The organism is Chryseobacterium sp. HNCC26DJ238 (genome assembly GCF_057180465.1).
This window is the reverse complement of the sequence record NZ_JBXUGI010000013.1, coordinates 48,985-73,076: the sequence shown is the minus strand read 5'-3', so window position 1 is coordinate 73,076 and position 24,092 is coordinate 48,985. Positions and strand designations below refer to the sequence as shown.

The following is a 24,092-nucleotide window of genomic DNA, read 5'->3' as shown; positions in this document are numbered from 1 at the left end:
AGTTCAAATTTTTTATAATACCTCTTATTTATTATTTCAAAGCTGTCTTGCCAATAAGAGGTATTAACCGTTTTATCAATCTGTCACTTTCAGAAATCTGCTTTTATAAGCGAAGCGGCTCTGTGAAACCTCATTCGCATTCAAAAGCATCTCTGCGCACTCTGTGTTCAATTAAACACTTTGTAACCACTCACAAACCGGGTCGTACAGGGTATCAATATTTCCCGCACCAATCGTCAGTAAGATATCAAATTCTTTTTCTTTTATTTTATTAAATGCTTCAGATAGATTTGAAGTTTCTTTTTTATCCAGATTCACCTTCTCCAGTAACCAATCTGAAGTAATCCCTTCAAAATTCTCCTGAAGTTCTCTTGCAGGATAAATATCGAGCAAAATCAACTCTTCAGAATTGCTCAAGCTTTCAGCAAATCCATCTGCAAAATCTCTCGTTCTGCTGAACAGATGCGGCTGAAAAACCACCAAAAGTTTTTTATCCGGGTAAAATGTTTTGATAGAGCCCACCACCGCATTAATTTCTGTAGGATGGTGTGCATAATCATCAATATATATTTTACCTCCCGGATAAATATGCTTTGTATATCTTCTTTTAATTCCTTTAAAGCCGGCAATTGCTTTCTTCAAAGTTTCAAAATCAACTCTTAACTCATGAAGGATTGCCAACGCCACCGTTGCATTTTCAACATTGTGAATTCCGGGAATGTCCCATACAAAATCAGTGACGGTTTCAGTTGGCGTATGAAAATCAAAATAGATTTTATCATAATCCATCCGAAGATTATCTGAATAATAATCAGCTTCTTCATTAACTGCATAGGTTTTGTGCGATCTTCCGATATCAATACCTTTTCTTACAAAAAGCTGTTTATCTTCCGGAACCAACGCCGCAAACTGCCTGAAACCTTCTTCAATCGTATTCCTGTCTCCATAAATGTCCAAATGATCTGCATCAGTGGAAGTAATTACCGCCCAGTCCGGTGAGAGGCTGAGAAAACTTCTGTCATATTCATCGGCTTCCACCACAGAAAGCTGTGTACCATTATACAGAAAATTTGATTTAAAATTCTCTGAGATCCCCCCTAAAAAACATGAAAAAGGCAAATCGGCTTCTTTGCACAAATGTGAAACCAAAGTCGATGTAGTTGTCTTTCCATGAGTTCCGGCAACTGCAATACAGTTTGTGTTTTCGGTTATAAGCCCTAAAACTTTTGCGCGTTTAATCACTTCAAACTTCTTCTCATTAAAGTAATCTAAAATTCCCAGTTTTTTGATTGCCGGAGTATAGATGACCAACGTATTTTCGATTTGCAGTGAAGCGATCTTATCATCAGTGATATCTTCAAAAACAATATCAATTCCTTCGCTCATCAAAGCTGCCGTCAGTTTTGTCTTGGTTTTATCATAGCCCAAAACTTTTTTGCCTGAAGCATGGAAATAACGCGCCAAAGCACTCATCCCTATACCTCCGATCCCGACGAAGTAAAAATTCTGATATGTTTCTAATCTGTTCATTTTATTATCCTAATAACTAAGGCTGAGCCTGCCGAAGCCTTTTTATTTAATTATTTTAAAAATCTCATCGACAATCTCTTTTGCCGCATTGGGTTTGGCGAAATATTTCAGATTGTCAGACATTTCTTTTCTTACATTTTCATTTTCACAGATTTCTGATAATGTATTCCAGAACTTTTCCTGCATTTCAGAATCTCTTACCATGCGTGCTGCATTTTTTTCAACCAGATTCATCGCATTTTTGGTTTGATGATCTTCTGCTGCGAAAGGGAACGGAACCAACAAAACAGGCTTCTGCGCTACCGCCAGCTCTGAAATGGCAATCGCCCCTGCCCTGGAAACAATGACATCTGCTGCTGAATAGGCAGTTTCCATATCTTTGATGAATTCATTGATTTGGATTTGAGATTTGAGATCTGAGATTTGAGATGCATTGCTTAACTCACTGTAGTCCAACCTTCCTGTCTGCCAGATTAACTGATAATCTTTATCTTTTAATTTATCTAAATTCTCTTTCCAGCCATTGTTTAATGTTCTTGAACCTAAAGAACCTCCGACTGACAGAATAGTGAGTTTATTTTTATCTAAACCCATTTTTTCTTTTGCCTGAGAAGTTTCCTGCATTCCTGAAATGATCGCTGAACGAATAGGATTTCCGAGAAATTTTATTTTTTCATGTGGGAAACCATCTACTTTTGGGTAGGCTGTGAATACAGCTTTTGCTTTTTTACTTAAAATTTTATTTGTAACGCCTGCATGTGCATTCTGCTCCTGGATAAAAATAGGAATTCCCAATTTGCCTGCTTCATATAAGGCAGGTCCGCTTGCAAAACCACCAGTCCCAATCGCTAAGTCAGGAGCAAAACTTTTGATTATCCTTCTGGACTTAGACAAACTTTTTAAAATTTTGAAAGGCAGGCTCAAATTAGACAGCATATTTCCTCTGTCAATTCCGGCAATGTCAATCCCTTCGATATGATATCCTGCCTGCGGAACTTTTTCCATTTCCATTTTTCCGTTGGCACCAATGAACAAAAATTCAGCATCAGGAAATCTTTTTCTGATCTCGTCTGCAATAGCAATGGCCGGGAAGATGTGTCCTCCGGTTCCGCCACCGCTCAATAATATTTTTAGTTTTTTGTTCATATTTTTTTATTATAGATAAATGATGATTGATAAGCGATATGAAAATCAATTATAAATTATCATTTATATTTTATATTTATGCTATATCATTAATTTCGACGATGCTTTGTTTTTTGCCCATTCCTTCCTCATCATAGATCTGGATTCTTGAGCTTATGTTTAAAATAATTCCTAACTGTAAATATGTCACCAACATCGATGTCCCACCGTAACTTATCAGGGGCAGCGGCTGGCCGGTCACCGGTATCAGATTAACGGCAACGGCAATATTAACCGCCAGCTGTACAAAAATCATCACCCCGAGACTGAGCACAAGCAACGAACCAAAAAATGCGGGCATCTTACTTGCAATCATCACTATTCTGATAATCATGATGAGATACATACTGATCAGAAAAACTGCTCCTATTGCACCATATTCTTCAACAATAACTGCGAAAATAAAATCAGATGCCGATTGCGGAAGCATTTGTTTCAAAGCACTTTTACCCGGTCCCATTCCTGTAATTCCTCCATGAACGATCGCAGCTTTTGCCTGCATAACCTGATAATTTTTGGCCTTTACACTTTCATCATCTACATCTGCACTTTTCGCTTTGCTTGAGGTAAATGTTTCTACACGGCTCATCCATGTATGTACCCGGTTCCCACCAATCAGATTGGTATTTAAAGCGACCAATAAAAACAGGACTATTGCCACAAATGATGATGAAATAAACCCTGCAATGTACTTCCAGTGAAGCTGTCCGATGATTAAAACGATTACCGAAACCATTAAGATCATCAATGCCGTAGAACCGTTATCTTTTGCAACCAATACAAAAACCAGTAAAATCGGCCCGAAAATAAAGCCTACATTCTCTCCGACAGTTCTTTCCCTGGTAATCTTTTTAGTTAAATATCTGCACAGGTAAATAATCAGCATCAGAAAGGCAAATGAAGAAGGCTGGAATGAAATCGGTGTTCCCGGAATCTTCAGCCATCTGGAAGCACTCGCCCCGTCTATCGTCTGTCCGGTAAACATTGTTATGATCAGCAGGACAATCATTAAACCAAGCAGGATACTGCTCAGCTTGCCGATGTATTCATATTTGACCACTCCGACAAACCTCATGATGACCAATCCTAAGATCACAAAAAACATGTGCTTCATAACGTGTCCTGTCGTGGTTCCGTTATTAACAATGTATTCCAGATTTGAACTTGCCGAATACACCGGAAAAATAGAGAAAATGGAGATCACAATAATGACCATCCAAAGTACTTTATCACCCTTCAGATATTCAAATTTGCTTTCTGTGTATTGTTCGTTCATAATATCTTCACCCCGACCCTCTCCAAAGAAAAGGGAGTATGGAGTCTTTTATTTTTTTAAAACCTGTTCCTTAAACTGATTGCCGCGGTCTTCATAGTTTTTGAATAGATCAAAACTTGCACAACACGGTGACAGTAAAACTGTATCGCCGTTCTGAGCTAAAGATTTTGAGATTTTTACCGCTTCTTCCATACTGGAAGTATCATATATATATTCTTTTTTATCTTTAAAGAAATCTATAATTTTATGGTTATCGATTCCTAAGCAAACAATTGCTTTTACTTTTCTTTTAACCAGATTCTCAATTTCAGAGTAGTCATTTCCTTTGTCCTGCCCGCCAACAATCCATACCGTTGGTGTTTTCATGCTTTCCAATGCGTAATACGCTGCATTAACGTTTGTTGCTTTGCTGTCGTTGATGTATTTTACCCCATCTATTTCAGATACAAACTCAAGCCTGTGCTCAACTGCCTGAAAAGTCATCAAAGAATTCCTGATGCTTTCATTGCTGATCTCCAATATTTTACCTGCGATTGATGCAGCTAAGCTGTTGGCAACATTATGGTTTCCCATTAGAGACAGTTCTTCAAGCTTCATTGAAAATTTGTCTTCCAGTTTAACGATTAGCTTATCATCATCAATAAATCCTCCTTCAGTCAGTTTTTCAGCTGTAGAAAAAGGGATCATCTTCGCTTTGATTTCAAATTTTTCCAGAATATTTTTACTCATCTCGTCATCTTTATTGTAGATGAAAAAATTATCATTCTCCTGATTTTCAGCTATTCTGAATTTAGCAAGAGCATATTCCTCATAATTATAATTATACTGATCCAAATGATCTTTGGACAGATTCAGCAACAATGAAATATAAGGTCTGAAATTCTGAATATCATCCAACTGAAAAGAACTTACTTCCAGAACATAGTATTCGTGATTTTCATCAGCCACCTGTTTTGCAAAACTGTACCCGATGTTTCCACCCAGCCCTACATTCATTCCGTCACTTTTCAGGATATAATAAATGAGTGAAGTGGTCGTTGTTTTCCCGTTGCTTCCGGTGATGGCTATGATCTTGGCATTGGTAAATTCTGAAGCAAATTCTATTTCCGAAGAAACTCTTATTCCCTTCATATTAATTTTATGAATCATATCTGCCTTTTTCGGGATTCCCGGGCTTTTTACAATCCAGTCAGCGTTTAAGATTCTTGCTTCATCGTGGTTTCCTTCTTCAAAATCAATTCCGTTTTCCGTAAGAAACTGCTTGTAGTGATCTTTAATAGCTCCTTTATCTGAAAGAAATACTTCCAGACCCTTCTTCTTAGCCAGATAAGCAGCACCACAACCGCTTTCCCCTCCTCCTAAAACAACTATTTTCATAATTCTGTTTTGATTTAATGATTGAAAAATTAATGATTACCTACTTTTAATTTTTCAATTTTAAATTAATCCTATCTCATTTTCAATGTGATGAGACATACAATTGCTAACATCACTCCGATAATAATCATCCTGTTAACGATTTTACTCTCGTGAAAACCGTCTTTCTGATAATGATGATGCAGAGGAGACATTTTAAACAATCTGTTGTTCTGGGCATATTCAAGCCCAAATTTTCTTTTTCTGTATTTAAAAACAATTACCTGAAGCATCACCGAAACATTCTCTATTAAGAAAATTCCGCAAAGTACAGGGATCATCAATTCTTTTCTTAAAATAACTGCCAGGACAGCAATTACGCCTCCCAGCATCAAACTTCCGGTATCCCCCATAAATACCTGCGCGGGATACGTGTTGTACCAGAAAAATCCGATGACTGCTCCCACCATCGCAACGACAAAAATCGTTGTCTCCCCCATATTGGGAAGGAACATAATATTGAGATAATCCGCAAAGATGATGTTCCCGGAAACGTAGGTAAAAAACGCCAGCGCCAGTAAGATAACGGTACTCGTTCCGGCTGCAAGACCGTCAATTCCATCAGTGATATTGGCTCCGTTTGATACGGCTGTAACGATGAAAATGACAATCGGGATAAAAACAATCCACGCCCATTCGTGAGCATCTTCATCACTCATCCAAAATAAAACTCCACTGTAATCAAACTCGTTATTTTTAGCAAAAGGGACAGTAGAAACGGTAATTTTCTCCGTAGGCATGAAATTTTGTTCTACATTATTCCGGTTGACTACTTTTGCATCCGCATATTTTCTTTTAACAGTAATATCAGGGTGGAAATACATGGTAACTCCGATAATTAATCCTAAACCAACCTGTCCTACAATCTTGAATTTTCCGCTTAACCCATCTTTGTTTTTCTTGATCTTTTTCAGATAATCATCTAAAAAACCGATCGATCCCATCCATATCACCGTTACTATCAGAAGGACAATATAGATATTGGTAATTCTCGTAAATAGCAGTACAGGTATCAACGTTGCTATGATAATGATGAAGCCTCCCATCGTAGGAGTACCTTCCTTCTGTTTTTGTCCGTCCAGCCCTAAATCACGAACCAACTCGCCCATCTGTTTTCCTCTCAGATAATTGATGATGCTTTTTCCGTAAATAAGGGCGATGGTCAAAGACAGTAATACCGCCATCCCGGCACGGAAAGAGATGTACCTCATCAATCCCATTCCCGGAATGTGAATGCCCTGACCTGTTAAATATTCGTATAGATAATATAGCATAAATGATGATTGATAGTTGATAATTGATTCTATAAATCTGATCCTATTTTTTTCTTATAGCTTGATGTTACTTTTAAAATTTCCTCAGCTTCTATCTTAAAAGAATCCAATACTTCTACGTTTTTCATAATTTAACCTCTTCTATAACTTCTAACCAAAATACTGTCTCGTCTGCTTCCTCAACCACAATACATAGTTTAGCATATTTTTCTTTGTTTGATCTTGCTCTGCACATTGCTCTATAATTCGCAGCGACCGAACTTGAACATCTAAATATTTGTTTTCTTATTACCGAAACTTTATCCGAATACGGTAATTCTGATAATTCATTTATAATTGATACTGCCAAGTGCTTTGTTCTAGCAGCAAAAATTTGATTAAAATCCATCAATTATGATTTATCAATGATCTTTTATAATTATACTATTTACTCATCAGCTTCCACAGCTCATTAATCACCTTCTTATCGTCAAAATGATGTTTTATACCATTGATTTCCTGGTAGTTTTCGTGACCTTTTCCGGCGACGAGAACGATATCTTTCGGCTCCGAGAATTTGATGGCCATTTTGATAGCTTCTCTTCTGTCAGGGATTGATGTGTATTTGCTGAAGTTCTGTGGTTCAACACCTGCTTCAATTTCTTTAATGATCTGATTCGGGTCTTCCGTTCTCGGATTATCTGAAGTGATAATCGCAAGAGTAGATTTTTTACTAGCAATCTTCCCCATTTCAGGTCTTTTTGAGTGGTCTCTGTCGCCTCCGCAACCAAAAACGGTAATCAGCCTTTCGTTTTTTGTTCTGATATCATTGATACTGTCTAACACATTTTCCAAGGCGTCAGGAGTGTGGGCGTAATCTACGATGAAGAAAATTCCACCGTCGGACCTAAAGGTTTCAAATCTTCCTGAAACTCTTTTCAGCGTACTGATTGCCTGAAGGATCTCATCCTGTTGGAAACCCAGTTCAGAGACGATCCCGAAAACAAGAAGCAGGTTGTAGACATTGAATTTCCCTGTTAAGGTCGTCCAGAATTCTTTTCCGTTGAAATTTAACAGCATTCCGTTAAAATCAACTTCGAGAGTTCTCCCATGATAATCTGCCATTGTTTTTAAGGCATATGATCTTTTAGCAGCCCTGGTGTTCTGCAGCATCACATTCCCGTTTTTATCATCTACATTGGTGATGGCAACCGCATTTTCATTCAGTTCATCAAAAAATCTTTTCTTGATTTTCAGATATTCATCAAAGGTTTTATGATAATCCAGATGATCGTGGGTAAGATTGGTAAACCCTGCAATTTTGAAAGTAAGACCTTCAATTCTGTTTTGGGCAATTCCGTGTGAACTGACTTCCATGAAAGCAAATTCACAACCCTGATCAACCGCTTTGGCCAGAATCTGATTAACCGTAATCACATCCGGAGTGGTATGTGTTGCGGGTATAACTTCTTCCCCAATTCTGATTTCTACGGTCGACAGTAAAGCCGAATCGTAGCCTAAATTTTTAAAGACATCAAAAAGCAAAGTCGATACAGATGTTTTTCCATTGGTTCCGGTAACACCGATCAGTTTCAATTTTTCAGAAGGATTTCCATAAAAATTAGATGCCAGATGTCCCAGGGTTCTAGAGGAATCTTTTACTTTAATATATGTAATGCTTTCTTCCAAATGCTCAGGAAGTTCTTCACATACTATAGTTTTTGCCCCTTTTTCTATGGAAGATGTGATAAACGAATGACCATCCGCAACCGTTCCTCTCAATGCGATATACAATGAGTCTTCTGTAACTTTTCTGCTGTCAAAAACCAATTCAGAAACTTCACGGCTGTTATCACCATGAATTTCTACTACCGGAATTCTGTTTAATAATTCTACTAACTGCATGTCTTTGATGCGTTTATTTTAATTCCTGATGAATATTCAATTTCACAGGATTTTATTCTGTTTTCTCCCGGCTTATTCCTCCGGGATTTTTTTAATTCTGCAGAGAAAGATAAATTCTCTGATTTTTGCTTATCGTAGTCCCTTCAAGTGGAAACTGTTCCTTGATTCTTCCCACTCCTTTAAAATCTACGCGATATCCCAAATTTTCCAGCTGAGGGATGACGTTTTTACCGATCAGCCCGACTACAGCCGGCATCTGTTTATTGTTGACCGCTACTTTTACATTAGGTTCTACCATTTTATTGAGGTTGACCTTTCTGTCGACAAGCATTTCTTTTTCAACATTCTGAGGAGTCTTCAGGAAAGTTTTCCCTGCAATCTCTTTAAATACGGGAGCAGAAACCGTCCCTCCATAAAATCCTTTTGAAACATTCGGCTCACTAATCATGACATAGCAGGTATACTTAGGTTTGTCTGCCGGATAAAATCCCGCAAATGAAGCTCTGTATTTCATCGGTCCCGGCAACCAGTATTCAAATCTTGCGGTTCCCGTCTTTCCTGCCATTTTAAGGTTAGGAGTAAATATACTTTTCCCTGTTCCTTTTTCCACAGCTTTTGTCAGAGCGCTGGTCATCATTTGAATGGCTTTGTCTGATGCCATCTTCTTTACGATCACCTCTTCCTTCGCTTCAAATATAGTTTTCCCGTCTTTCATTATCTTATCAATGAAAAGGGGTTTCAGCATTTTTCCGTTATTGGCAACTCCGTTATAGAATGTGGTGAGCTGCAGTAAATTAATATTCGTTGCATATCCGTAAGAAATCGAAGCTAAAGTCGCTGCATTCCAGGATTTGCTTTTTGGAGTTAGAATTCTCGGTTTTGTGATTCCTGGAAGTTCGATATCCATTTTATCAAACAATTTCCATCGTCTCAGGTGATCAAGGAAAATCTGTGGTTTTTCTGCATAATATTTAGTGATCAGCTTGGCTGTCCCTACGTTGCTTGATTTGGCCAGCACATCACTGATCTCGTAGGTTCCGCCACCGTGACCGTCAGAAATTCTCTGTTTGGCGTAAGTCCATACTCCGTTTCCTACATTGACCGTCGTATTTTCATCGATAAATCCGTCATCCATTGCTGCCAGCAGTGAAATCGTTTTAAAGGTAGAACCCGGCTCAATATTATCTTTGAGGGCATAATTGTACGCATCTTCATAAACTCCAGGTTCGGTCTCTCTCAGATTCACCAGGGCACGAACTTTTCCTGTTTCCACTTCCATTACGATTACTGTGCCGTGTTTCGCTTCAAAATTGATCAGCTGCTTTTCTAGAGCCGAGTGTGCAATATCCTGAATTCTAAGATCTAAAGTCGTGTACACATCCTGACCGTCCGTAGGCTCATTTACCTTCCAGAAGTCGATGGGTTTCCATTGGGAAGAATTTACCCTCTGCTCATATCTGCTGCCGTCAATTCCCGTTAAATATTTTGAAAATGCCCCTTCAAGACCTGCTTTGGCCACTCCATTATCAATTCCTATTGTTCCGGCTCCGATTTCGGAAGTCGCCAGTTCTCTTTTATAATTTCTGTCGACAATAAAGCCTCCTTTGTTTTTACCTCTCCTGAAGATCGGGAACTTCCTGATCCTGTCGTATTCATCAAAGTCCAATCCCTTTACCAGGGAATAGTACTGGTTTTTCTTTTTTCTCTGCTCGTCAAATCTTTTTCTGAAATCAGCTCTCGGTTTTCCAAACATTTTACTGAGAGAATCGGTAAGCGCCCCAATGTTGTTGGTATACACTGTGTCTTTCATTGTTTTAAAATCAAGAAAGACATCGTAACGCATCACTGTGGTTGCCAGAATCGATCCGTCAGAAGCATAAAGATTTCCACGCGCTGCTTTTAAAGTGGCATTCCGGTAATTATTATTGATATAGTCATCTTTGATCTCCTGAACATTGGTATTCTGCAGAAGAATGATTCTCCCTATGAATAGCACAAACACGCACAGAGCTCCCACAGCAAAGAGGTAGCCCCATCTCAACGTCTTCTTACGTTTGTTATCGTATTCACTTTGCTTTTGCATCGGTATTGTCCAGTTTTATTAACAATTTGTGAGGGTGACTTTCTAATGTCATTAATGAGTCTGCTGCAACCTGTTTCCCTAATTCAGATTCCATTTTTACTTTGATCAGCTTACTTTGTGCGTAGGCATTCCGAGACTTATATTCTTCTGTTTCTTCTTTTAAGGCGTTTACAATTTTAATTTTTTTGTTCACCAGGTGATTAGAGTAAATCATTCCCATCATCAGCACAAAAATCAACAGGAAAAATTTATAATGAGTTGTCAGCTCATCACGGTTGAGGAAATTCCCTTTTATTATATCTATAAAAGTGAGTCTTTTCTGAGGACGGTATGTTGGTTTCTTTGCCAATTTATTTATTAGTGACAGGTAATCAGTAATGTTTAAATATTAATACATTGCTCATTACCCATTGCTCATTATTTATAATTTAATTCCTGTTCTCATTTTAGCACTTCTGGCTCTTGAGTTTTCTTCAATCTCCTGATCATCAGGGATAATCGCTTTGATTTTTACGAGTTCGAATGCTTTTGCATAATTGCCGTAGATATCCCGTTGCGGCTCTCCTTCAAACATTCCGTTTTTCAGGAATCTCTTGACGAGACGGTCCTCTAACGAATGATAAGAAATGACCACCAGCCTTCCACCGGGTTTCAAAACGTTATAAGCCTGTACCAGCATTTCCTTAAGAACTTCCAGTTCCTGATTAACCTCGATCCTTATTGCCTGGAAAAGCTGTGCATAGAATTTATTCACCTTATGCGGCGGAAGAAAGCTGAAAAGTTTTTTCAGATCCTCCGTTGTATTGATCGCATTTATCTTTCTATGACGCACAATATCTCTTGCCAGTTTTCTTGCTTCTCTCAGCTCACCGTAATAAAAGAAAATATCTGCCAGTGCCTCCTCTTCATATTCGTTGATCACTTTTTTGGCATCGAGACTCTGCATCACATTCATTCTCATGTCGAGCGGAGCATTGTTTCTCGTTGAAAAACCTCTTGCCGCCTCATCGAACTGGTGAGATGACACTCCAAGGTCTGCCAGTACGCCATCCACCTTTGATGCACCATGCATCATGAGGAAATTTTCCAGGAATCTGAAATTCTGATTGATCAGGGTAAACCTGGGATCATCGATTGCATTATTAAGTGCATCAAGATCCTGGTCAAATGCGTAGAGCTTTCCTTTATCGGAAAGCCTGTCTAAGATTTCTTTTGAATGACCACCACCACCAAATGTGCAGTCCACAAATATTCCGTCCGGATTCGTCACCAAATCATCCACACTTTGCTTCAATAAAACGGGATTGTGATATATGCTCATTAGTGTTGTTTTATTCTTCGTCAAAAGCGCCCATTACATCTTCTGCCAGACTTGCAAAATCTTCTTCGTTCGTTGCGATTACCTTTTCATAGGCATCTTTATCCCAAATTTCGAAAAGTTCACCCGCACTTGTTACCACGATATCTTTCGTAAGATCAGCGAAATGTGTAAGATCTTTTGAAATCTGCAGTCTTCCGGCGCTGTCTAATTCTACAGTTTTCACCCCTGCAGTAAACATCCTGATGAAATCAGCATTCTTTTTAATGAATCTGTTTAGCTTATTTATTTTTTCCATGAGTTTATCCCATGCTTTCATAGGATAAACTTCGAGACACGGTTGAAACACAGAACGCTTTACCACAAAGGTTTTGTCCTCAAAGTTCTCCATCTGCTTGATCAGCGATGCAGGCACTTTCAGGCGACCCTTGTCGTCTATTTTGCACTCATATGTTCCAATGAAATTTCTCATTTGGGACAAAATTATACAAATTTTTCCAAAAGCTCCCACTTTTTCCCACTTTTTGACTCAATGTTAATAAGTTTTACATCAAACCCTTCCAGACAGGTTTAAGCAATTGATACGAAAACACTTACACAGCTTACTATTCGGCGGATACTAAAAAGAATTTTAAAAAAACCTACAAGAAAAGTAGGTTTATATTATTTTTATTTTAAATTAGAGATATCAAAAATTTTTTGGTGTATAATTTGTATTTTTGCAATGCTTTATTAAAGCGATTTTATGATATTTAGTACAAAAAAAGATAAGAAATATACCTTCATTGAAGCTGGGGAAGGACATCCATTGGTGCTTTTGCACGGTTTGATGGGTGGGTTGAGCAATTTTGACAAGATGGTGAATTTTTTTTCAGAGAAAGGATTTAAGGTGTACGTACCTCAACTTCCGATCTATGATTTGCCGGTACTCAATACCAATCTGACAACGATCGCCAAATATGTAATTAAATTTATTGAGAGCGAAATCGGAAAACCAGTCACCATTGTAGGAAATTCTATGGGCGGCCATGTCGGTCTTATTCTGACGCTGGCAAGACCTGACGTGGTAAAAAATTTAGTTCTTACGGGAAGTTCAGGTTTATATGAAAGAGCGTTCGGGGACAGTTTCCCGAGGAAAAACGATCGTTCCTATATAAGAAAGAAAGCAGAAGAGGTTTTTTATGATCCCGCAGTTGCTACAGAAGCTTTGGTTGACGAAGTTTTCAGCGTGGTGAACGACAGGATGAAAGGAATCAAAACGGTGATGCTTGCAAGGAGTGCAATCAAACACAACATGCTGAATGATCTTCCTAAGATCGTAAGGCCAACCTGTCTGATCTGGGGAAAACAGGATAATGTAACTCCTCCCGAAGTTGCCATTGATATGCACAAATTCATTCCCAATTCAGACCTGTTCTGGATTGATCAGTGCGGACATGCGGCGATGATGGAAAAACCCGACGAATTCAACGAAATTCTGTATAACTGGGTCAAGGATAAAATATAAATTAACAGTAAACCATTAAGACTTTCTTAATGGTTTATTTTTCTAAATAAAATCAAAAGAAAATGGTTATAAAAACAGCGGAGTTTGTAAAAAGCAGCGGAAAATGGCAGGAATGCCCTGAAGGGACCATGCCGGAATATGCTTTTATCGGAAGATCAAACGTAGGAAAATCATCCTTAATCAATGCAATGCTGAACAGGAAGGATCTGGCAAAAACTTCCGGAACTCCGGGAAAAACCCAGCTGATCAACCATTTTATCATTAATGAAAGCTGGTATCTTACCGATTTACCGGGATACGGATACGCCAAGGTTTCAAAAGTGATGAGACGGGATTTTGAAAAGCTTATCAACAATTATATACTAAACAGGAATAACCTTGTCAATCTTTTTGTTCTGATCGACTCCCGTCATACGCCTCAAAAGATCGATCTTGAATTTATCCAGTGGTGTGGGGAAAGCGGAGTACCGTTTTCAATTGTTTTCACCAAAGCAGATAAGCTGAAGCCGAACATTACCATAAAAAATGTCGAAGATTATAAAACTGAACTTCACAAAACCTGGGAAGACCTTCCCGAAATTTATGTAACCTCTGCCGAAAAGAAAACGGGGACCGATGAAATTTTAAGCTTCATTCATAAAACCAATGAATTTTTAGCCAATAACAGCGTGACTTTCAATGAGTAATATTATCTGGAAAATAAAGAGCTTTGACGAAATCACAACGTCAGAACTTTATGAGATTATCAAAGCAAGAGTAGATGTTTTTGTTGTAGAGCAGAACTGTCCGTATCCTGATCTTGACGGATATGATCAAAAGGCCATTCACATCTGGGCAGAACAGGAAAACGCCGTTTTAGCCTATTGCCGAATCTTCAATAAAGCAATAAAATACGGTGAAACTTCCATCGGAAGAGTTTTAACGACTGAAAGAGCAAGAGGAAAAAACTTAGGGAAACAGCTGATACAGTACGCTGTTGAAACTATTGAAAACCGGTTTCACACAACGCAGATCAGAATATCCGCACAGGATTACCTGTTAAGATTTTATTCCGGTTTTGGGTTTGAAGACACCGGAAAAAAGTATTTAGAAGACAACATTCCGCACACCGAGATGTTTAGAAAATAATACAACTATTGAACAGCACTTTTTTAAGGTGCTGTTTTGTTTAGGCCGATTCAACAAAAAAAAAGAGCCCGTTATAAAAACCGGACTCTCCACTGATGAATGAGAATAATGTTTAAGGATATTCGTTTCTTGCTCTCGTCACGAGACCTACTAAATCTGAACCTCCGCTTGCGAAGTTAATATCCGGGTTATGTGCGCTTTGAGTAGCTACTGCATAAGGCGAACCGTTCCAGTATGCCCAAAAAGGACCACCGCTCTGTCCTGGCCAGATATCTGCTTTATGCTGAATACTCTCATTGTCATCTGCGCTCCAGAAATCACCGTCCAGGGCTATGCCAGTCTGGTAGGTAGGCCTCTGAGTACCTGTCAGATCTGCCGGATAACCGGCATGAGTGAACGATGCCTGCCCGTCCCAGGAATCGGAATAAGATTTTGATCCCAGCCAGCCGGTACTGTTTCCGATAGTGCGGTCCAGAACCACAACTACATAGTCAAACTGCACTTCTGTACCGTCAATCGTCGGACCCGCAACTTTATGCTTATAATAAGTCTGTATTCCCCACGCACTTCCATAAGGTGCACTTCCGTTATAATACATCGGTGTAAACTTTAACCATCCTGTCTGGTTATTCGGTTTCCAGTTGATAATATGAGCACAGGTCAGAAGATGTCTCGGACCAATCATCACCCCGCTTGCAATTCCAAGAGGACTCTCAACTCTTCCGACACAGCGCCATGGATAGGCCGTGGAATTGAATACTCTTCTCTGATCCGGACCAAAGATCGTTTTTGCCCCTTCAGCTGTCAGGAAATTTTCTCTCTCAATAAATTTGGGTTTCCTGTCTTTCTTTGGCTCCAGTTTCGGCTGATACTCGAAATCTGCGTGAGTCGGATAAAAATAATCGGTTTCAAGGTTTTCCCTTCCTGAAGACTTTTCATTCATGGTAATCCCTGAAGACTTCATGCCCTTTGGGTAAGATCTTCCGTCAATGATTTCCATTTCAGGCTGTTGGCCGACTGTTTTTTCGTTCGTTGGTTTTTCAGTTGATTTTGCTTTAATTGTTTTAAGTTTTAAAACTTCTTCAGCAGTCATTGGATTGTTGTTTTCAATATTAGACATGATTATCTGGTGTTTAATCAGTTTTTCCTACTCTTTGAACGGCTTTTCGGATTCCGCCGGTTATTATTTTATGAAAATATTTTCTGCGAAAATTCTGCTCTTACGCTTTCTGTCTGGTTGAGCTGTTCCGCTCCCATCGCTGCTAATGCCACAGCAATCTGACTGTCAAGCGTCTTCCTGATAATATTACCGTTTGTGGCCCGTAAAATTTTGCAGAAATGGTAGGTAAAATATCCCCTGACCTGTCCGCTCATATTTCCTTCCATAGAAACCTGGTTATCTCTGGAGGCCGCCCATAAAGTGTGATTCATTCCTGCCACAGGTACTAAAGCTTTGGTCAGCACCGATTCTTTTTTGGAACTTTTTGATAACGGAATTTCTTTGGCGTAGGTCATGTAAAATTCGTCTTCCAGCATAGGCGGAATGAAACGTGCAGCTTCACAGGAAAAATCCATACTCAGTCCGAGATCCATTTTCCTTGTTCCTGTTCCGGAGTGACAGCAGTCGAAAATAACCTCAAGATTCACTCCTGCTTTTAGTTTGCTGAAGACTGCTTTAAAATCATCATCCCTAATGACTCCCGCTCCTGCATAGTCGTGCGGACAGATTGCTTCGTCCAAACCGTCAATTTCCAGATCTGCACCGATGTTGGCCACTCTTGTTCCGTGTCCTGAATAATAGAACACGAGAGAGTCTCCTTTTACACTGCTGCTGACCAGAGATTTCAGGTAATTTAGAATATTGGCCCTGGTGGCATTCTGATTGGTGAGGATCCTGATCTGAGCAGGAGCGAAACCACAGATAACCAAAGTATTTGCCATGTCACGGGCGTCATTGATGCATCCGTTTAAATCCGGTCCGCCTGATCCGATGGGAGCATAATCATTGATCCCTACGATGAGTGCTTTTTTCATTGTATTTGTTTTAAAATTCCCCTACTCTGTTCCGGCTTTTCGGGATCTGCCTGTATCTTAACTGTACATGACAAAATTGGATATTTACCTAATGTAAAAACAGAGGATAAAACCTTAATTATCACAGGAAAAGCACCCTAAATAAATTTGGAAATCAGCATTAAATAAAAAAATCCCCATCACAAATTGATGAGGACTGAATATATTATGAAGAAATGTATAAGTATCTTTAAAGATCAGCAGAGATCATGTTTTAACGCAAAAAGCACAAGCCCCACCCTGTTTTTTATTTCTAATTTTACAAAAACAGAGTCTCTGTATCCGTCGATCGTTTTGGGACTGAGGCACATTTTGTCAGCAATTTCTTTATATGTCAGCTCGCTGCACGCCAATCTTATAAACTCCTTTTCCCTTTCTTTCAGATCCGAGAGCAAAGAGGCATTCCTGGCATCCTCGGTCTGTACTTTCAGAAGTTTCTGTGCAACAAAATCGGTGTAGAAGCTCCCTTTTTCATATACGGTGTCAATTGCCTGAAAAAGTACAGAAGGCTGCATATCTTTGAGCAGATATCCTTTCGCTCCGGCTTTCAGCATTTTGATCAGTACTTTCTCATCATCTTCCATCGTCAGTGCAATGACTTTGATATCGGGATGATTTTCGGTCAGCCACTGAGTAGTCTCAATTCCGTTTTTGTAGGGCATATTAATGTCCATCAAAACTACTGCGGGAAGTACGGAAACATTTTCAAGACCGGCAATGAAATTTTCGCCGTCAGGATGATTCATCACTACCCTATACCGGGGATTTTCTGCAATCATGTTTTCTAACGCTTTAGACATTAAGGTATGATCGTCAACAATAGCAATCGGGATTGTTTTCATGATACGTTTTTATGATAGGTTATGGATGTTTTTGTTCCCTCTTCAGGTTTTGACTGAATAGAAAATGCTGCGTGGATCAGTTTGGCCCTCAATTCCATATTCTTCAGTCCTGAGCCGTCCTTCGCAGTACCCGTATCAAAACCTCTTCCGTTATCTGTGATGGTTATATTTAATTCATCCGGGCCGTCATCCAGCTGTATTGATACATTTTTGGCTCGTGAATGCTTTAAAATATTGTTGATGCTTTCCTGGATGATCCTGAATAAAATCAGGCTGTGTTTTGGGGATATTTCAATATCGTGCTTTGAAGTGTGAAAGACAATGGTCAGCAACCGTAATTTCTGGATTCTCTGAATTTCCCTTTCAATAGACTCTGTCAAACCGAAGTGAAAGACCTGTTCGGTAATCAGCGTTTTGGATAAATTCCTGATATCCTGAATGCATTCTCCTAACAGCTCATTGAGTTCTCTCAATTCTTCTTTTTCATCGCCGGTAAGTTTCGGCATCAGCTGATTATGTCTCAACCGAACGACAGAAAGTTTCTGTCCGAGATCATCATGCAGCTCCTGCCCGATATAGTTGAGGGTCTGCTCTTTCATCTCGATCTGTGATATGGCGAGCTCTTTTTCAAACCGCATATCTTTTTCTTTCCGCTCGATCAGAAGCACGGTTTTTTTCCGGATAAAAATCACGTAAACGAAAATCATCGTCAAAACAATGATAAGGAGAGTTACCGTAAAAATGATGACCAATCTGTTCTGATCCATGTTTTATGATTCAATTGGTTTAATGGTATCCGGCTTATTCCAATACAGCCCTAAGATAATGACGCCGTTGTGAATGAGGTTTAACAGGAATAGAAAGAAAAAGTAAATATCCTGCGATACGGTAGTTCTGAAATACAGTATGGGAATAATATCGATGTAAAAAATAAGCAACCCGACAGAAATCCAAAAAGGAAGATAATTTTTGATCTCAAATATTTTATCTGAATTGAAGGTCTGGTAAAGAAATAAAATAACCGAAAATATCAGCAGCAGAATGTTAATGTAAAACATATTAAAAGATAAATTCTGAAAAAACTGATGCTCCACCAGAGACATTCCCAAAATATTTATAAAAAACAAACCCAGGAGTATCATCTGTATTTTCTTAAGCAAAGGGATATACAGCAGTTTATAATAGTAGACCAGGTACATCAGAAAAACGACTGCAAAACAGATGCTGTAGTATTTCTCGGTTGGCAGATTGGTCAGTTTAAAAAAGAAGTAGAAAAAGAAATCGTTTAAAGACAGCAGGAAGTATCCTGCGAAAAAAAACAGGTTGACTTTTTCTATTTTCCGATATTGGGCAGCAATCAGAATCATCATGATGACGAGTACGACCAATGATACCTGTTTACCTAATTCTGCGTTCCAGTCCATGGTTGATCAAATTTCAGTTCATGGAATTTGCTGATACACTGTTGGGCGGTGGTGAAAGATTGGTCATATTCATGGGCTGAATGGACTCTATTTTTTCATTTTCGTCTGCCGTTCCCCGACTTCTTTTTTCAGTTCGCTCTCTTTTGGCAGTTGGCATCAGAAATACGGTCTGATAACCTGCAAATTCCGGTTTTGCCATTTTACTGACCGGGTAGTCTGCGGGATATTTTCCCATGTATATTTTGATCCCTACATTTTTCAGGTTTTGTTTTTTAGCATTTTCCTTCACATACCTGATGTACCCTTCCATTTCTTCAATGGAAAATGAGTACCATCTGGAATCGGGATTCCCGTTTCTGGATGCGGTGAGCACCCGGTGATTGGTTCTGGTGTATTCATCAAAAAGAACTTTCGCTTCCTGATGGGTGATGAGCTTCTTTCTGTAACTGTTATCTGTGGCAGGTGGAGTACAACGGATAAAGCCGAACGCAATTATACTCAGGATAAGTACAGCAAACAATGTACTCACATTCTTACATAATAAAGGAGTTTTCATCTGAAAAAATTTATAAGGTTATGAAACAAAATTAGTTAACTCCTGATAGATACAAAAGAGGAAAAACACTGTTTTTTATTTGAGCATGAGATAAAGTATTTAAAGGACATTCCTGAGTCGTAGAATATTCCTAAAAATCCTTTATCACCGACACTTTTGGCCCATCGGAATAAATTTCCGAAACATCGTTTTTAAAACATTTTAAATTTGAAACTAATTATTTTACCTGATAAATTATTAACTTTACTCTCCGGACTCTCAAAGACAGATTTTTTGCCTTAACAATAAATAAAAACACATGGAATACAAAGTACACCAGGGACGCAACCTGAAACGATTCAGAGAAATGCTGGGCATCAAACAGGAAGCATTAGCGCTTGACTTGGGTGATGATTGGAATCAAAAGAAAGTATCATTGCTTGAGCAGAAAGATGTGATCGCTGATCCGCGCTTCATCAGATCTCTGAGGTCCTAAAAATACCTGTAGAGGCGTTTCAGAACTTTGATGAGGAACAGGCTGTAAATATCATTTCAAATACTTTTGGTGAAAACGCTTACGGCAATTTTAATTACGGTACAATCACTTTTCATCCGATTGAAAAATTAGTTTTGCTCCATGAAGAAAAAATAGAATTGTATGAGCGAATGCTGAAGGAAAAAGATGCAATAATGGGAAGACTGGAGACTCTTTTAGAGGGCAAGTAATTTTAAAATTTTGTAATAAATTATCTCACGATACTAAAATAAGACTTGGATTTTATAATCTGGGCTTTTTTTAATGTATAAGTTGGGCTTGGATTTGTGGTTTTTATGAATTTGACCTTTTTCCAAAAAATAGGATAATTTTTGTGTATCGCTATTTCAATGATAGACAGATATTTTATTCCTTAAAATGCAATATCTGTTTTTTTCTTAGTGTTTAAACTTTAAGGTTTTGTATATATCGTTATAAGATATTTATAAACAGCTTATATTACTTTTTCCTATTTAGAATATAAAAAAGCAACCCATCGAAGGTTGCTTTAATTGGTGAATTTCATACTCTTGAAAAGAAACATATAAAATGACTTAAAAGGATTTTATATTTTCAGAAGGACTATTTTGGTTCAAAATAGTTTTCCCATTTCTGCCGAGTTATATTACTTTTAAAATCACAGCCTGATAAAACTATTTCCAGAACTTTTTGTAATATTCTTTTTCAATTTTAGAACATTCTTCTTCAGAAACTGTAATTTTTTTATCCTTATTTTTTATTACGTGTTTTACAAAATCAGAGTCCAACTTTATGTGCGGATATTTCTTTATATATTCAATGATATATTGTGGCCATAACCAAATGCCATCTGTGTAACAAGCATAATAGGCAATAAAATTATCATCATCATAATTATCTGTTCCAAATAGAGGGTCTTTTGCGTCATCAACAGAACCCCTCTGTGGTACTGCTAAAACTCCCTTCTGTAGATACTCCAAAGTTTCTTTCCTCTTGTCATTTATAGAATTACCATCTATAATTAAATCATGTATACTTTTAGAAGCATTATGATCGTCATGCTCTTTTACAAATCCAAAATATTTCATAATTAATCTTTTTTTAAAATAAAAAGCAACCCAAAGACTGCTTTCATTTTAAGTTCCATAGTCAATAAAAGAATCTTTATCTATAAACATATGAAATGTTGTAGGAGTAGTTTCTATTTTTAGAATAGGACTATTGTTGACTTCAAAAATAGTTTTTCCATTATTGGTAGATTTTGTAAATGACTTTCCTTGTAAGGTGACCTTCTTTAGTTTCACGTATAAAAATGACAAAAAAGTCGGAAGAAAAATCTTCCGACTGTCGACTGGTATTATGATTATTATAAAATGATTATTCAATTTCAAAATTGACATTTTCATTTTTAAGAACTCTAGTAATATCATCCAGATTGTTTTCACCAGATTTTATAATAATCCTATCATCATTTTTATACATTTCCATGTAATGAGCCATTTCTTCTAAAGAAGATATTAAATTTTTATCACGAAAGATAGATAATACTTTTAAAATATTCAATCCTTCATTTTCATTTTTTTTAATTGTTATTTGTTTCATATTTATTTTTTTATCCAGTACATCTTCACGTTATCTGTTGTAATCACTATATCAACAGGTTTAAATTTATTATTTAAAGCCTTATTTAATCCTTTGCCAGCCGGCGTAGCAAAGGCGGCAGCTTCGGCATCGTGAGAAATATTATAAACTTTCATAAATTCTTTATAATTAGTTCCTAAAGAACCAGAACCATAACTTGCTTCTACTTTTTCAAATCCTATTTTATCCAATAATTTATACATTGCTGTAGAAATTTCTTTTTGTTGTTCTGTGACTTCAAAAACATTAAATAAAACACCATCTTTAGAAATAGTAGAAAACCCCTGCACTTTTTTCTCACCATTAATTATTAGATAATGATAAATCTCTTTAGTTCCATCTTGGGCAATATTAAATGTGTGGTTATAAATATAACCTAATTTTCTAAATGCAAAATTTTGAGAATTAATATAATCATCTAAATATTTCTCTAACAAATCATCCAAATATTTCTCTGCAGCTTCTTTACTCATGTTTTCGAGCTTTTTGGCTAACTCTGCTACTTCTTTTGCTGTCCCTTTAAAAATGCTAACATCCTTATGGATTACATGAAAAATATTAGAAGGTAGACCTCCTGTGCTACCCAAAACTATCGAAGTTTTTTTCCGAATGGATAATCCAGCTTTATTAAGTGTTTCAATAACATTTTTACTTATCCCTAAATTTAGCAGTTCTTTTACTTTACTAAATTTATCTCCATTATTTAAAAACCAATCTATTATTGCTTTTGAAACTTTCTCAAAAATCTCTTGTAGTTTAGCCCCACCACGTTTAAGGATTTCCATTAAAGAAGTCAGTGCTTTCCAAATATCTTTTGCTATTTCTTTGGCTTCTCGGGTTACAGCCTGTGTTACCTTACCTAATACTTTTCCCGTTCCCTCTAAAACCTCTGCAATAATTACTCCCAATTTACCAAACTTGCCGATACTTGCAAGCTTTGCAACATTGGCATAAGGGATAAAAAATGTTAAGATAAACATTAAGCCAAATCCTGAAATATAAGCTACCCTAATCCAATCTACATCGCCCGAATCTTTCTCGCTGAGATATTTCTTTATATTGGCATACGCTTTTACCAATTCATCAGAAATATCAATATTACTCAGTGAAGAAAACAGTTGGCTTATTCCATCTACAACTTTGTCAAAGTTATCAAAAATTTCGAATGGCGCTTCTAAAATCATTCCCGCAAATTTGAAAATTGAAGAAACAAAATCGACCAATCCGTTCCACATTCCTACCCAAAATGCTATCGACTCTTTAATATTCAGAATATCTATTATGGGTTCTGCCTGTTCCTGAAAGCTATAGATTGCTTCTATCTGACGTGTTACATACGTATTGTAGTTGCCTATCACATTCTCAAGTTTACCTATATATATTTCAGCATTATCAGAAATAAAGTTAGGCAGCAAATCGTTCCATTCTGTTTTGGTTTGATCGTTTACTATAGCTTTTTTCAATTGTGCGAGTGGTGCATTATCAATTGTGAAAAAACTCGTAATATTCTTTTTTTCAAAAAAATAGTCATCAGATTGTGTATCCCAAATTGTATCCGATATTTTTAGGTAATCTATTCCGTCACCTATTTTGTTTAAAATCCATCCTAATGCTTTAGAAGGCAAGAAAAATGTCTTTATTACATTCAATAAACTTCCGATGATATCTTCAACAGCAAGTTGCTTTCCTTCCAGTCTTCCATTCAAAATTAAAGCTATCCAGTCTTTATAATCAAGCTTCAGGATTCCCTGCATATCATGAAAAGGCTTATAATCATTCAGCGTTCTTTGGTTTACCTGCTTAAAAACTTTTTTTACACTTTCATCTGTTTTAGCTAAAATGAGCTGACCGTTATTATCTCCTGTGTTATCTTCAATAAAAAGTATAATCTCATTTTTGCTCGGTTTTAAACATTGGTAAGCTTCCTTAATCTTATTCTCGTCTTTAGTAATAAATATTATAAAGTTAACTTTAGTATCTCCACTTGTTTCTCCCTTTTTACCGTCATCATCTATAAAGTAGTTAAAAGTTTTCTTTGTGAAATTTTGTTTGAGAAATTCTTCATTTACTGTACACCCCGGATCAATTATAATATCAAAATCATCATATTGATCTTTAAAAGCATCAATAAAATATTTATCTGATATTTCTTTCGATTTTTGATTTTTAAACTTCATTGCTAACAGCGGGCTCACATTATTCATTCCCCTAAAGCTTTCGCCAAGTTGCAAGACACCTGCATTATTTTCAGTTTTCAAAAAATTCTGAAAACCATTATATCCCATTTGTTGCATTATAGAGGGATTATCTAACGGGAGAAGGTTTTGAAAATCTGAGATAAGATCCTGCTTTGTAATATCATCAAAATCTTCTATTTCATTTAAATATTCTTCGTAAGTCATAATTTTTTGCTTTTAGCTTTTGGCTCATGGCGGTCAGCTTTTTCTGACCGCCACTTGCCT

The 24,092-nt window shown here is 37.4% G+C and carries 24 protein-coding genes and 1 pseudogene; 4 read left to right on the top strand and 21 right to left on the bottom strand.

Annotated features, from left to right (window positions below):
• Window positions 1–171 precede the first annotated feature (171 nt).
• The 11 genes from murC to mraZ form a co-directional block, all read right to left on the bottom strand.
• On the bottom strand, window positions 172–1,530 hold the full coding sequence (gene murC / locus AC2A07_RS13310) for a UDP-N-acetylmuramate--L-alanine ligase (protein WP_484050819.1): 1,359 nt from the start codon (window positions 1,528–1,530) through the stop codon (window positions 172–174).
• Window positions 1,531–1,572: 42 nt separating this feature from the next.
• Window positions 1,573–2,676, bottom strand: a complete 1,104-nt coding sequence (gene murG / locus AC2A07_RS13305; protein WP_484050818.1) for an undecaprenyldiphospho-muramoylpentapeptide beta-N-acetylglucosaminyltransferase — start codon at window positions 2,674–2,676, stop codon at window positions 1,573–1,575.
• A 76-nt stretch (window positions 2,677–2,752) separates the two neighbouring features.
• Window positions 2,753–3,991, bottom strand: a complete 1,239-nt coding sequence (locus AC2A07_RS13300) for an FtsW/RodA/SpoVE family cell cycle protein (protein WP_314494696.1) — start codon at window positions 3,989–3,991, stop codon at window positions 2,753–2,755.
• Between the two features lie 48 nt (window positions 3,992–4,039).
• Window positions 4,040–5,368: a UDP-N-acetylmuramoyl-L-alanine--D-glutamate ligase gene (gene murD / locus AC2A07_RS13295; protein ID WP_484050817.1), complete on the bottom strand. Its 1,329-nt coding sequence runs from the start codon at window positions 5,366–5,368 to the stop codon at window positions 4,040–4,042.
• A gap of 71 nt (window positions 5,369–5,439) precedes the next feature.
• Window positions 5,440–6,681, bottom strand: a complete 1,242-nt coding sequence (gene mraY, locus AC2A07_RS13290; RefSeq protein ID WP_314494693.1) for a phospho-N-acetylmuramoyl-pentapeptide-transferase — start codon at window positions 6,679–6,681, stop codon at window positions 5,440–5,442.
• 124 nt (window positions 6,682–6,805) lie between these two features.
• A complete protein-coding gene (locus AC2A07_RS13285; protein ID WP_484050816.1) occupies window positions 6,806–7,069 on the bottom strand; it encodes a four helix bundle protein in 264 nt (87 codons plus the stop codon).
• A gap of 35 nt (window positions 7,070–7,104) precedes the next feature.
• On the bottom strand, window positions 7,105–8,565 hold the full coding sequence (locus tag AC2A07_RS13280) for a UDP-N-acetylmuramoyl-L-alanyl-D-glutamate--2,6-diaminopimelate ligase (protein WP_484050815.1): 1,461 nt from the start codon (window positions 8,563–8,565) through the stop codon (window positions 7,105–7,107).
• 91 nt (window positions 8,566–8,656) lie between these two features.
• On the bottom strand, window positions 8,657–10,648 hold the full coding sequence (locus AC2A07_RS13275; protein WP_484050814.1) for a penicillin-binding transpeptidase domain-containing protein: 1,992 nt from the start codon (window positions 10,646–10,648) through the stop codon (window positions 8,657–8,659).
• Window positions 10,632–10,997 carry an FtsL-like putative cell division protein gene (locus tag AC2A07_RS13270; RefSeq protein ID WP_314494685.1) on the bottom strand — a complete coding sequence of 122 codons (366 nt, stop codon included), beginning with the start codon at window positions 10,995–10,997 and terminating at the stop codon, window positions 10,632–10,634. The genes AC2A07_RS13275 and AC2A07_RS13270 overlap by 17 nt, the downstream gene beginning before the upstream one ends.
• A gap of 72 nt (window positions 10,998–11,069) precedes the next feature.
• Window positions 11,070–11,963 (bottom strand): 16S rRNA (cytosine(1402)-N(4))-methyltransferase RsmH, encoded by an 894-nt coding sequence (rsmH, locus tag AC2A07_RS13265; protein WP_484050884.1) that lies wholly within the window; start codon window positions 11,961–11,963, stop codon window positions 11,070–11,072.
• 16 nt (window positions 11,964–11,979) lie between these two features.
• The gene (mraZ, locus tag AC2A07_RS13260; RefSeq protein ID WP_484050813.1) at window positions 11,980–12,438 is read right to left on the bottom strand and encodes a division/cell wall cluster transcriptional repressor MraZ; all 459 of its coding nucleotides are present in this window, start codon (window positions 12,436–12,438) and stop codon (window positions 11,980–11,982) included.
• Window positions 12,439–12,711: 273 nt separating this feature from the next.
• Here mraZ and AC2A07_RS13255 point away from each other — a divergent pair, with 273 nt between their 5' ends.
• From AC2A07_RS13255 to AC2A07_RS13245, 3 genes are all read left to right on the top strand, one after another.
• Window positions 12,712–13,473, top strand: coding sequence for an alpha/beta fold hydrolase (locus tag AC2A07_RS13255; RefSeq protein ID WP_314494680.1), 762 nt, complete (start codon window positions 12,712–12,714; stop codon window positions 13,471–13,473).
• A gap of 62 nt (window positions 13,474–13,535) precedes the next feature.
• Window positions 13,536–14,159, top strand: a complete 624-nt coding sequence (gene yihA / locus AC2A07_RS13250) for a ribosome biogenesis GTP-binding protein YihA/YsxC (protein WP_484050812.1) — start codon at window positions 13,536–13,538, stop codon at window positions 14,157–14,159.
• Window positions 14,152–14,601 (top strand): GNAT family N-acetyltransferase, encoded by a 450-nt coding sequence (locus AC2A07_RS13245; RefSeq protein WP_484050811.1) that lies wholly within the window; start codon window positions 14,152–14,154, stop codon window positions 14,599–14,601. Before yihA ends, AC2A07_RS13245 begins: the two co-directional genes overlap by 8 nt.
• A 112-nt stretch (window positions 14,602–14,713) precedes the next feature.
• Here the strand turns inward: AC2A07_RS13245 and AC2A07_RS13240 are convergent, their stop codons facing one another.
• The 6 genes from AC2A07_RS13240 to AC2A07_RS13215 all read right to left on the bottom strand — a co-directional run bounded on the left by AC2A07_RS13240 (window position 14,714) and on the right by AC2A07_RS13215 (window position 19,496).
• On the bottom strand, window positions 14,714–15,721 hold the full coding sequence (locus tag AC2A07_RS13240; RefSeq protein ID WP_484050810.1) for a trypsin-like serine peptidase: 1,008 nt from the start codon (window positions 15,719–15,721) through the stop codon (window positions 14,714–14,716).
• 68 nt (window positions 15,722–15,789) lie between these two features.
• Window positions 15,790–16,635 carry a caspase family protein gene (locus AC2A07_RS13235; RefSeq protein WP_484050809.1) on the bottom strand — a complete coding sequence of 282 codons (846 nt, stop codon included), beginning with the start codon at window positions 16,633–16,635 and terminating at the stop codon, window positions 15,790–15,792.
• Window positions 16,636–16,871: 236 nt separating this feature from the next.
• Window positions 16,872–17,516: a response regulator gene (locus tag AC2A07_RS13230; protein WP_314494670.1), complete on the bottom strand. Its 645-nt coding sequence runs from the start codon at window positions 17,514–17,516 to the stop codon at window positions 16,872–16,874.
• Entirely contained in the window at window positions 17,513–18,283 is a 771-nt protein-coding gene (locus AC2A07_RS13225; RefSeq protein WP_484050808.1) for a sensor histidine kinase, read from the bottom strand. Before AC2A07_RS13225 ends, AC2A07_RS13230 begins: the two co-directional genes overlap by 4 nt.
• Window positions 18,284–18,286: 3 nt before the next feature.
• Entirely contained in the window at window positions 18,287–18,940 is a 654-nt protein-coding gene (locus AC2A07_RS13220) for a hypothetical protein (RefSeq protein ID WP_484050807.1), read from the bottom strand.
• Between the two features lie 13 nt (window positions 18,941–18,953).
• Complete coding sequence (locus AC2A07_RS13215; protein ID WP_484050806.1) at window positions 18,954–19,496, bottom strand: hypothetical protein; 543 nt, start codon at window positions 19,494–19,496, stop codon at window positions 18,954–18,956.
• Window positions 19,497–19,794: 298 nt separating this feature from the next.
• Here AC2A07_RS13215 and AC2A07_RS13210 point away from each other — a divergent pair.
• Window positions 19,795–20,201: pseudogene (locus tag AC2A07_RS13210) on the top strand (XRE family transcriptional regulator).
• Window positions 20,202–20,663: 462 nt separating this feature from the next.
• Here AC2A07_RS13210 and AC2A07_RS13205 read toward each other — a convergent pair.
• The 4 genes from AC2A07_RS13205 to AC2A07_RS13190 all read right to left on the bottom strand — a co-directional run bounded on the left by AC2A07_RS13205 (window position 20,664) and on the right by AC2A07_RS13190 (window position 24,032).
• On the bottom strand, window positions 20,664–21,077 hold the full coding sequence (locus tag AC2A07_RS13205) for a hypothetical protein (RefSeq protein ID WP_484050805.1): 414 nt from the start codon (window positions 21,075–21,077) through the stop codon (window positions 20,664–20,666).
• A gap of 48 nt (window positions 21,078–21,125) precedes the next feature.
• The gene (locus AC2A07_RS13200) at window positions 21,126–21,293 is read right to left on the bottom strand and encodes a hypothetical protein (protein ID WP_484050804.1); all 168 of its coding nucleotides are present in this window, start codon (window positions 21,291–21,293) and stop codon (window positions 21,126–21,128) included.
• A 73-nt stretch (window positions 21,294–21,366) separates the two neighbouring features.
• Entirely contained in the window at window positions 21,367–21,591 is a 225-nt protein-coding gene (locus AC2A07_RS13195; RefSeq protein WP_314494652.1) for a hypothetical protein, read from the bottom strand.
• Window positions 21,592–21,593: 2 nt separating this feature from the next.
• Window positions 21,594–24,032 carry a hypothetical protein gene (locus AC2A07_RS13190; protein ID WP_484050803.1) on the bottom strand — a complete coding sequence of 813 codons (2,439 nt, stop codon included), beginning with the start codon at window positions 24,030–24,032 and terminating at the stop codon, window positions 21,594–21,596.
• Window positions 24,033–24,092 lie beyond the last annotated feature (60 nt).

Coding starts and splice junctions, on each gene's coding strand:
- murC (WP_484050819.1), bottom strand. CDS start 1,530: ATGAACAGATTAGAAACATATCAGAATTTTTACTTCGTCGGGATCGGA.
- murG (WP_484050818.1), bottom strand. CDS start 2,676: ATGAACAAAAAACTAAAAATATTATTGAGCGGTGGCGGAACCGGAGGA.
- AC2A07_RS13300 (WP_314494696.1), bottom strand. CDS start 3,991: ATGAACGAACAATACACAGAAAGCAAATTTGAATATCTGAAGGGTGAT.
- murD (WP_484050817.1), bottom strand. CDS start 5,368: ATGAAAATAGTTGTTTTAGGAGGAGGGGAAAGCGGTTGTGGTGCTGCT.
- mraY (WP_314494693.1), bottom strand. CDS start 6,681: ATGCTATATTATCTATACGAATATTTAACAGGTCAGGGCATTCACATT.
- AC2A07_RS13285 (WP_484050816.1), bottom strand. CDS start 7,069: ATGGATTTTAATCAAATTTTTGCTGCTAGAACAAAGCACTTGGCAGTA.
- AC2A07_RS13280 (WP_484050815.1), bottom strand. CDS start 8,565: ATGCAGTTAGTAGAATTATTAAACAGAATTCCGGTAGTAGAAATTCAT.
- AC2A07_RS13275 (WP_484050814.1), bottom strand. CDS start 10,648: ATGCAAAAGCAAAGTGAATACGATAACAAACGTAAGAAGACGTTGAGA.
- mraZ (WP_484050813.1), bottom strand. CDS start 12,438: ATGAGAAATTTCATTGGAACATATGAGTGCAAAATAGACGACAAGGGT.
- AC2A07_RS13255 (WP_314494680.1), top strand. CDS start 12,712: ATGATATTTAGTACAAAAAAAGATAAGAAATATACCTTCATTGAAGCT.
- yihA (WP_484050812.1), top strand. CDS start 13,536: ATGGTTATAAAAACAGCGGAGTTTGTAAAAAGCAGCGGAAAATGGCAG.
- AC2A07_RS13245 (WP_484050811.1), top strand. CDS start 14,152: ATGAGTAATATTATCTGGAAAATAAAGAGCTTTGACGAAATCACAACG.
- AC2A07_RS13240 (WP_484050810.1), bottom strand. CDS start 15,721: ATGTCTAATATTGAAAACAACAATCCAATGACTGCTGAAGAAGTTTTA.
- AC2A07_RS13235 (WP_484050809.1), bottom strand. CDS start 16,635: ATGAAAAAAGCACTCATCGTAGGGATCAATGATTATGCTCCCATCGGA.
- AC2A07_RS13230 (WP_314494670.1), bottom strand. CDS start 17,516: ATGAAAACAATCCCGATTGCTATTGTTGACGATCATACCTTAATGTCT.
- AC2A07_RS13225 (WP_484050808.1), bottom strand. CDS start 18,283: ATGGATCAGAACAGATTGGTCATCATTTTTACGGTAACTCTCCTTATC.
- AC2A07_RS13220 (WP_484050807.1), bottom strand. CDS start 18,940: ATGGACTGGAACGCAGAATTAGGTAAACAGGTATCATTGGTCGTACTC.
- AC2A07_RS13215 (WP_484050806.1), bottom strand. CDS start 19,496: ATGAAAACTCCTTTATTATGTAAGAATGTGAGTACATTGTTTGCTGTA.
- AC2A07_RS13205 (WP_484050805.1), bottom strand. CDS start 21,077: ATGAAATATTTTGGATTTGTAAAAGAGCATGACGATCATAATGCTTCT.
- AC2A07_RS13195 (WP_314494652.1), bottom strand. CDS start 21,591: ATGAAACAAATAACAATTAAAAAAAATGAAAATGAAGGATTGAATATT.
- AC2A07_RS13190 (WP_484050803.1), bottom strand. CDS start 24,032: ATGACTTACGAAGAATATTTAAATGAAATAGAAGATTTTGATGATATT.